Annotated in this window: 7 protein-coding genes; 1 reads left to right on the forward strand and 6 read right to left on the reverse strand. The window is 33.9% G+C overall.

Features of this window, described 5'->3' with window-relative positions; translation table 11 throughout:
• Window positions 1–87: 87 nt before the first annotated feature.
• The 4 genes from MKO96_RS28955 to MKO96_RS28970 all read right to left on the reverse strand — a co-directional run bounded on the left by MKO96_RS28955 (window position 88) and on the right by MKO96_RS28970 (window position 3,970).
• The gene (locus MKO96_RS28955; RefSeq protein ID WP_240589321.1) at window positions 88–1,164 is read right to left on the reverse strand and encodes a glycosyltransferase WbsX family protein; all 1,077 of its coding nucleotides are present in this window, start codon (window positions 1,162–1,164) and stop codon (window positions 88–90) included.
• A 113-nt stretch (window positions 1,165–1,277) separates the two neighbouring features.
• Complete coding sequence (locus MKO96_RS28960) at window positions 1,278–2,150, reverse strand: class I SAM-dependent methyltransferase (RefSeq protein ID WP_240589322.1); 873 nt, start codon at window positions 2,148–2,150, stop codon at window positions 1,278–1,280.
• Window positions 2,151–2,176: 26 nt separating this feature from the next.
• A complete protein-coding gene (locus MKO96_RS28965) occupies window positions 2,177–2,899 on the reverse strand; it encodes a class I SAM-dependent methyltransferase (RefSeq protein WP_240589323.1) in 723 nt (240 codons plus the stop codon).
• 276 nt (window positions 2,900–3,175) lie between these two features.
• Window positions 3,176–3,970: a sulfotransferase family 2 domain-containing protein gene (locus MKO96_RS28970; RefSeq protein WP_240589324.1), complete on the reverse strand. Its 795-nt coding sequence runs from the start codon at window positions 3,968–3,970 to the stop codon at window positions 3,176–3,178.
• Window positions 3,971–4,239: 269 nt separating this feature from the next.
• Between MKO96_RS28970 and MKO96_RS28975 the strand changes: the two genes are divergently transcribed.
• Window positions 4,240–5,184 (forward strand): NAD-dependent epimerase/dehydratase family protein, encoded by a 945-nt coding sequence (locus MKO96_RS28975; RefSeq protein WP_240589325.1) that lies wholly within the window; start codon window positions 4,240–4,242, stop codon window positions 5,182–5,184.
• 40 nt (window positions 5,185–5,224) lie between these two features.
• Here the strand turns inward: MKO96_RS28975 and MKO96_RS28980 are convergent, their stop codons facing one another.
• The gene (locus MKO96_RS28980) at window positions 5,225–6,001 is read right to left on the reverse strand and encodes a class I SAM-dependent methyltransferase (RefSeq protein ID WP_240589326.1); all 777 of its coding nucleotides are present in this window, start codon (window positions 5,999–6,001) and stop codon (window positions 5,225–5,227) included.
• Between the two features lie 63 nt (window positions 6,002–6,064).
• Entirely contained in the window at window positions 6,065–7,999 is a 1,935-nt protein-coding gene (locus tag MKO96_RS28985; protein ID WP_240589327.1) for a glycosyltransferase, read from the reverse strand.
• Window positions 8,000–8,519: the final 520 nt, after the last annotated feature.

Below are 8,519 nucleotides of genomic sequence, written 5' to 3' on the forward strand. Positions count from 1 at the left end.
ACACGGAAGTTAAGCTCTCTAGCGCCGATGGTAGTTGGGACCTTGTCCCTGTGAGAGTAGGACGTCGCCAAGCAACTTTAAGACGAGTCAGAATGACTCGTCTTTTTTGTATGCTTTCATACCTCTGTTAATGGCCTGTTTAACTCCTTCTAAATAGGCGAATCCATGCCTTTTATCTGGTTCTAAGTAAGTACCTTCGGCCCATTCATTCCACGCATTAATAAATAAAAACTCGCTGTTGTAAAGAGAATAGGTACGCTGGATTTGTTTGCTTAAATATATCGTGAACTTCCTAGGGGTAGAACCTAGGAAGATGCTGCTATTTAAGTCTTTGCGGCGTGCTGTATTGTCCCAGTCAACAAAGGCGCCAGGAAATGTTTTTTTCTCTGGAGGAGATCGCTTTAGTATATACATCCACACTTTATCATAATCCCAAGCGTTTATTTGTTTACCAGACTCATATATTGTCTTATTTATGTCTGAAGAGCTATCATGAGCAATTGTATAAAAAGGCTCGAATTGAATGCTAGCATCAAATCCATTTATATTAGGAAGTGGAAAGCTGTTTAATGTTTCTGCAAAGTATATACCTTTCAAACCATTTTCTTGTGCAAGTGTATTCCAATAATGAAGCATTTGTTCACAATCGGGAATATGACCGGGGCGATAAATAATAAATAGTGGTTTATCATCTATACGGATATATCTCTCATCTTGGAAAGCTTGTAATAAATACTCAAAGTGTTCTTTCCAATCCGATAACTCTCCATAATTTTGAGGCATTAATATGTGACTATCAAGACCATCCCAAGTTTTTGTCCACGGTTCATTTGCCCAAGAAAGGCAAAATGGAAAATCTGGTTCTTTCATTTTAAGTACCTCATTAAAGGGTGTCTCCAATAGTCTTTTTCCTTTAAACCAGTAATGGTAATAACAAAAACCATATATGCCGTGTGCTTTGGCGATTTCTGCTTGCCACTTTCTTACGGATGGGGTGGTTAAGTCATAATAAAAATCTTGATAAGGTTCTCTAGGTTGGTAATGTCCTGAAAATAAAGGTCGTGCACTTTTAGTATTTGTCCATTCAGTAAAACCTTTACCCCACCATCGGTCATTTTCCTTTATTTGATGAAATTGCGGTAAGTAAAAAGCGATGATTTTCAAGATGTATCCCCCTTCATGTTCTTCGTAGTTCAAGTGGTGGGAAGTTATTTTGGATTTTTTGGATCCAGTTCAAAGTGTGAGATATGTTATTTACTTACTGTGAATGAAAAGAGTTAATCTTTTTGGAGAACAAATAGGGCTTGGGGTAATCGGTTTACATCATCAAAAAAGTCCCGTAGCTTTAAATACTTATCATAGTGATTTTTAATATAAGTTCTAGGTATAACAGTTTCTCCATAAAAGCTACTATTTCTAACGTCTCCTGCCCCTGTTGGACTGTGGACAAAATTGCCGCTTTCATAATCCGAAATGGCACGATTTATATCTGGAAACGCTTGAGATAAAGTTTTATGCCACCCGGTTTGAATTAATTCAGGGTGTTCCTTGAATTGTTGACAGAAATCGAGAAAATAGCGTGCTTGTGTTGTGGCGATGAAGATTCCACCTGGACGAAGAATTCTTGAAAATTCCTTTATCCAATTTTCTGCTGTTTCTTCGGATAAATGTGAGAATACAGAATAAGCGAATATGATATCTAATGAATTGTCACTAATAAATTCTACAGGGGGTTGTGGATTTGCTGTTTTATATATCCCTCTTCCTAACGTTTCATTACAAAGAGTAATCATGAGGGGATCTACATCAATACCAAGTAAATTTTCATCGAGAACATCTTTGAAAAAGAAACGTATAATTCTTCCCCATCCGCAACCAAAGTCTAGAATTTTACGTTCTTTATTCAAGGGAACACCTAAATTTTGGGCGTATGTTTTTACATGGCTATAAAACAAATATGCTTCATAAAGAGCATGTTCATAGGAAGCACCTACAAACTGTTGTTGAATTTCTTCAGGGGGGAACATAGGTACTGGGATGCCATTTATCTTTGTTTGTGAACAACTTTGTATAAATAGATTTAGAAGTTCAACATCAGAAAGCGGGCTAACAAGGTTATCAAAATCATTTCCTAACTTAAAGTTATTCATTTGTTAACCTCCAAATTATATAGTACCTAAAAATTATTTTCGTGTTTTTTACTAATAAAAACATGTAGGAATTCAGCATCTAACCCCAGTGATCTATCCTTTTGTAAATAAACAATGGTATACATATTTGCATGTGTATAAATATATTCAATCATATCTTGACCCCAATCAAATGTTACTAAAGACCCGTTCTCATCAATAGGATTACCATGATAAATTGGCTCCTCAATATATTCGATTCCTTCTTTATTGATTCTTGCTCTTTGTAAAGTCTTTGTGCGTGTATGATACCAAGGGACAGTAAACACATGAGCACCGCCAGGCTTTAATACACGCTCAATTTCTTTAAAGGCTTTGTTTGGCTCCATTACATGTTCAAAGACATCTTGAGTAATGAACAAATCAAAAGATTCATTTTGGAAATTCATGTCTTCTAAATTCTCGCATCTAATCCCTTGAAAGTATTGGCCGAGAGGGCAGTTTTTAAAGTATTGAGAGTATGTGTAGTTTTTGCAGTTTTTTATTAGTAGTTGAGTTGTAATTCCCCCAGGAGAGGATTCGTGGATATGATAGGAACCCCATTTAGGAAAAAATGTATTTAAAACATGGATTAAAGCTCGCTGCCTTGGTATAGAGTGGCATGTAGAACATAAGTAGTGATCTCTAAGCCAATCATTTTGCTCTATAAATGTAGTTTCCTTCTCACAAATAACGCAATATCCATTATTGTGTTTCAGTTTACCTTCCACATGATATCACTCCTGTGTAAAATCCAATGTATTTATCCCACCATTTTCAGGGAATTAAGATTTCCACCTCAAGATCCGGCTGAAGTAAAGAAGTGAGGTGGGAGATGAACTGCCCTCATTTTATGGATAGTATGACATACACGTCAACAATCAGCGAACCCATAAAAGTGAGATTGGTAGAATAGAATAATTAGCGGGAGAGAACCCCACGCTAATTAAAGTTTCACTTTATGCTATGCGATACATTCGCTTTTATTCTTTGAAGAATGTATCGACTTAGAATATCCCTTTTGTGTACGGATACATTTCAAAGTCCTGTGCATATATTTCTGTAACTAATGCCATTGTTTCTTCATCATAAAAACTTTCATATGTTGGAAAGCGAGGGAAGGCGGCATCTGTAATGCTGAGTTCTGCATAGTTCCCTGTATAAAGCATTTTATAAGCGCGATGATGATCTGAATTTGTAAGAAGCGCTAAATTGGATTTAATCAAATCGTACGTGTGTTCTATCTCGGTGATTTGTGTATTAAAATCCTCTAAAGGAATATAGTATTGGATGAAATTTTCTTCACCTGGAACGTATTGCTGACTAAAATGTATGTCCATTGCTAGGGAATTTGAGCCCAATGCTCGAATGTAATATAAAAATTGTTTAAATGATACTCCACGGTTACTATATTTGTCATTATACAAATAGTCGCGGATATTTTCCCATTGAGGACTAGCATATGGATTGTCAGCAAGTAATAAAAATGAGCTGACGGCCCTTTTGTAGGGATTCCGTACAAGTTTACAAACATCTTTATTTGAGGCTAGAAGACCATTTTGTAACTCTGGTATGTAATTTATATTGTTTTTATACACCCAGAATTCATAGTAATGAATAAAGTCATTGTATTTCTTTGCTTCAGTAAATAATCCAATTTGAAAAAAGAACCAATTAGCTAATGCGGTACATCCGCTTCTATGGCTCCAAAATAGTATAAGTGGAAAGTCTTTATGGAAATGTGGGATTCGATCTTTATGTAGGATTACATGATTTAAAAGCTCTTGATTTACACTCTTCATAAATGTAGTGCTCCTTTTTGAAAGTTTTATTTATGGAGAAGGGAAGTTTTTACTAATCCAATATATTCATGGGAATGAGTAAATAGTATGAGTGTTTTTGCGGTCAGCTTAAATAAGATACCGATTCTAAAAGGAAAATATAAAATAAAGATAATGAAAAATTATAGGAAGCATACAATGATAAGAGGAAGAATAATAGAAGTGACCAAGTTCATTTAGTTGCATGTCTAGGTGTGATAAGCAAAAATCTTATTACTAGAGAGGATATTATGAGGAAGAATAATTATTTAATAGTAGGTGGAAATAGTTTCATTGGTATTAACCTCGCATTAGGTTTATTGAAACAAGGTCAAAATGTAAAAGTATTTTCCAGACATATAAATAATTTTCCTCAAAATATTATAAGTGATGTTGAATTTATTAAAGGTGATTTAGCAAATGTTGAAGATATATATAAAGCTTTAGTGGATGTGGATATTATTATTTATTTAGCTGCAACGTCTAATGTAGCAACTTCAATTGAAGATGTTTTCGGAGATATGAACAGTAGCTTTTTTTTTCTTAATTTCATGGAAAGCGTTAAAAACCTTCCTATTAAAAGAATTGTATTAGCATCTTCTGGGGGCACCGTGTATGGTGAACCTGAATATTTACCTATTGATGAGAAACATCCATTAAAACCACTTTCTCCTTACGGAATAACAAAAGTGTCGCTTGAAAATTACTTGTACTTTTATAAGAAAAAATACGGAATTGACTATGTTGTATGTAGATATTCTAATCCATATGGGAAATATCAAAATCCTTTAAAGAAAGTTGGGGCAATAAACTGTTTTTTGTATCAGCATCTTAGTAATGAAAAGATTAATATATATGGGAATCCACAAGAGATTATTCGAGATTATATTTATATCGATGATTTAGTTGAAATTACTATACAACTATCGCAATTAAATCGTTTGAAATCTTATGTGTATAATATAGGCAGCGGTAAAGGCCTCTCTTTAAAGCGAATTATAGTAGAATTGGAGAAAATAACGGAAAGAAAAGTGGATTTTATCTGCTATAAACAAAAACAAGAAAATGTTCAAAAAATCATTTTAAATATAGATAGGGTAAGACGGGAATGTAATTGGGGACCGAAAATAGATTTCAAAAGTGGAATTAGATTAAATAAGCTATGGATTGAAGAGTTCTTATATAGTAAAAAATAATAAACCATGCCCTACTTCTGTATAAGTAGAGCGTGGTTTATTATTGTATTTCTTTTTTTATTACCCAAAGGTCTTGATGTTCCCACCAAAAACCTTCAGTGTATTTTTTGATGACAGGGTTATAGGGTAATAATTTAATTTTGTCACATACGTAAGAGGGACTAACGATCGTTTGCCCGTATTGATGAACATCTAAATCAAATTGTTCACTAGAGGGGAGAAACCAATAACCCTGTTTATTTAAATCTGGAAAGCTGAAGTACTTTTTACTTTGATAACCATGAGTTGTGAAAATGAGTAAGCCTTCAGGAGAAACAGCATTATACAATGTTTGAAGCCAACGAGACCAAGTTGTATCAGGCATATGAGAAAAAAAGGATAGACAAAAAACGATATCATACGTAGGCGAGGTCAAATTTACTTGTTCAGGTTCAGGGTGAGATAAGATAGAAGAAGTATTTAGTGTACGTTCAATAAAAGTAATAGCCTCTTCATGTATATCGCAGGTAGTTATACTTAAGTTCGTTTGTAGGTTTAATAAATGACGTGTTACGCAGCCGTATCCGGATGCGAATTCTAATAATTTTATTGGAGTGTCTATAGGAGGATAAAAGGAAGTAATTAAATCTAAGAGTGTTTCTGCGGATTTTTTCCCATCTTGAAAATAATAATCTATCGCTTCTTTTTTAGATGGGAAGACTGGATTAGTGACAAGGAATTGAAAGATATGATCCTCTGGATGGATACTTGCACTTACATTGTAGTTGTGTGCAATGTGAGATATCAAATCTTTATTTGCCTCTATAAATTCTTTCAATGAGTAACCCCCCTTAAATGCTAGTAATGTCTTACAAGAGATACTGATGGCGAAGAAAATATATCATTCAATCTTCAAATATGCTTTAAGGTACTTTCTATATGTGTACATTTTCTTTTTTGAAATGTCGTCGATAGTAAAGGTTTCTTTAATGAAATTCTGCATTTGTACAACTTCACTGTAATGGGAATATGAATCTTCTGTTCTCGTTACGCTATTTGTATGTCGTCTATGATAGTTTAGCGGTTTTGGATTGAAATAAATGTTCCCTTCTTTAAGAATAGAAACATAGAAAAACCAATCACCAGCTACTTTAAACTTTTCTAATTGTTTTTCTGTTGTTTTTATATCTATGTTTTTAAAAACTACACTTGAGACATTAGGTATGGTGTTTTTGATAAGTAATGTATCTTGTATTTCATCTACCCCTTTTCGGAAATAAGGACTTTTCCATTTTTCTTTATCAATATCGTTTGTGTAATCTAAATAATGATTGGCCAAGATATTTCCTTGTTCATCTATTTGTTTTGATTGTGTGTAGCTTAAGGTAACATCACCATTTATATGAAACCCTTGTATAACTTCTTCTAAAAATGTCTGATCACATAAGTCATCGGCCTCTGCAATCCAGATATAATCACCGGTTGCTGCAGAGACGCCTTTTATCCATTGTTTAAATACAGAACCAGAGTTTGTATCATTAATAATCTGCTGAACTTTTAGGTGGGGCTTATTTTCGTTTGAGAGCAGCTGTTCAAATATAGATACGCTATTGTCAGTAGAGGCATCGTCTAGGAAAATTAGTTCGTAAAGGGGATAGGTTTGGTTTAATATTGATTTAACTCGGTCAGGTAAGTATTTTTCATAATTATAATTCGGTACGATTACGCTTATTTTTTTATAATTATGTTCAAGCAGGTTTAATAATTGATAAATGTAATGAAGAAAGTTGAAATCTTTTTCAATAAGTTCTTGGCCAAAGCTACCTTTTTGTAATCGTAAATCCTCATCTCCAATAAATTCATATATTCTTTCCAACATCTTCGGTAAATTTAAAAAGTCTACTAAGGCGCCAGTTTGTTCCGTAACAACATCTTCAAAACCTCCAGCGTTTTTAAACCCTATAACAGGGACTTTTGTATCTAATGCCTCTAAAACAACGTTTGGAAAAGGATCTTCTCTTGAAGTTAATAAATATAAATCAGCCCCGGCGTTATATAAACCGATATCTGGAGTAGGCTCAACTAATGTGAAATGTGCTGTATATCGTGGGGATAGCGTGTTAAAGAAATGAACATCCGTTCTCCCGACCCAGATAAAATGAATATTCGTATGAACCTTTCTTACTGAGTAAGCAATAAGTGAGAATAAATCTATCCCTTTCCGATAATCAGCAAAACCTACTCCCAAAATGATTTTGCTATCTAGAGGCAGGTTGTGTTTTTTTCGTAATTCATTTCTAGCTTTTGTAATATTGTTCTTATAAGGATTGTGGTTAAACAAACCTTGAGGGAGGATGTGACATTTTTGATGATCTAATTGGGTGATTGTACGGAATTTTTCATACACGTACTGTGAAGGGAAGACAATTTTGTAAGCAAACTCGGCAATGTTTCTCGCTTTTCCCTCGGCAGAGTACTGTTGTATTAAATGCGGCAATTCATGTATTAATGAAATAACTTTTATATTGTGTTTAGCTAGTAATGCAACTATATCACCACTTATGACGGTACTACATATGGCGATGGTATAGTCTTGTGATAGTAACTTCTTTATTAATAATTCGACCTTTTTTTCCGTCGGGTAGTCTTCCTCTAGGCAATAAACAGGACCATACTTTTGAAAATCGTGGATTAAAATGCCCGTTCCAATAGAAATAATTGCGACGGAGTAATGGAAGTTTTCTTTAAGAGCTTTAATAGTATGTAAAGAAAGCAGCTGTGCTCCGTGGAAATGGGCATCATGGGATACATAAAGGATCTTCTTATTAACATGCATTTCATAACGCCTCCTAAGTTAATTAGATTTTTAGTAAATGCAAGGGTGTATTTATAATTCTTAGAGAGAAGTGGTAAGAGATAATTATGAATGCAGCTGGAATGTACTCGAAATAAAAAGTGCTACTTTTAATATATATTTGTTTGGCTTGCTATTCATTCTTTAGAAAGGTGTAAGTGGTAAGTAAGAAAGTATAAACTGTCGATTATGAAAGTGATTGCGCCAGTTTATTAATCTCTAGGAACGGAGTATAAATGAAGAAGGTTCAATACCCTTGAGAATTTATAAAATAAAAAGGATAAAAGGTATTGACGATTAGGATATAGAGGTGTAGTATAGAACAAGTCGCCGATGCAATAACGCAGAACGCGGCAAACAAAATGAAAAACTTAGTTGACATTAACTAACGAAGATGTTAACATAAGGAAGTCGCAAATGAGCGACTAAGTAGTTCTTTGAAAACTGAACGAAACAAACAACGTGAAACGTCAATTTTTATTTTTAGATGCTAGACAAACTA

Source organism: Bacillus sp. ES1-5 (genome assembly GCF_022487605.1).
Classification (GTDB): Bacteria; Bacillota; Bacilli; order Bacillales; family Bacillaceae_G; genus Bacillus_A; species Bacillus_A wiedmannii.